Source organism: Escherichia sp. AM3 (assembly GCF_032029835.1).
Lineage (GTDB): Bacteria > Pseudomonadota > Gammaproteobacteria > Enterobacterales > Enterobacteriaceae > Escherichia > Escherichia coli.
This window is the reverse complement of record NZ_JAVUPQ010000764.1, coordinates 1-320: the sequence shown is the minus strand read 5'-3', so window position 1 is coordinate 320 and position 320 is coordinate 1. Positions and strand designations below refer to the sequence as shown.

1 protein-coding gene is annotated in these 320 nt (G+C 60.3%); it reads right to left on the bottom strand.

The window, feature by feature from the left end; genetic code table 11:
• On the bottom strand, nt 1–320 hold a 320-nt coding region (locus RTW80_RS28255; protein WP_312721414.1), incomplete at both ends, for a glutamate ligase domain-containing protein.

Here is a 320-nt window from a genome sequence, read left to right as displayed (position 1 = left end):
CGATATCTTTATCATGAAGCATACCGATAACCGCCAGCACGCGCCCGGTTTTTGGTAACGATTTGAGACGTCCTGCGAGGTACGCCGCCGCATGCGGATTATGTGCAACATCCAGAATCAGACGCGGCGACTCACTCACAATCTGAAAACGTCCCGGCAGCAGTGCGTTCTGAATGCCATCGCGGATCGCCTGCTCGCTTACCGCTAATCCGCTGGCGCGCAGGGCTGCCAGCGCAGTCGCCGCGTTAGGCTGTGGCACCTGCGGCAGCGGCAGATTCTCCAGCACGCCCTGCGCATCGCTGAAGCGCCAGCCTTTGTCC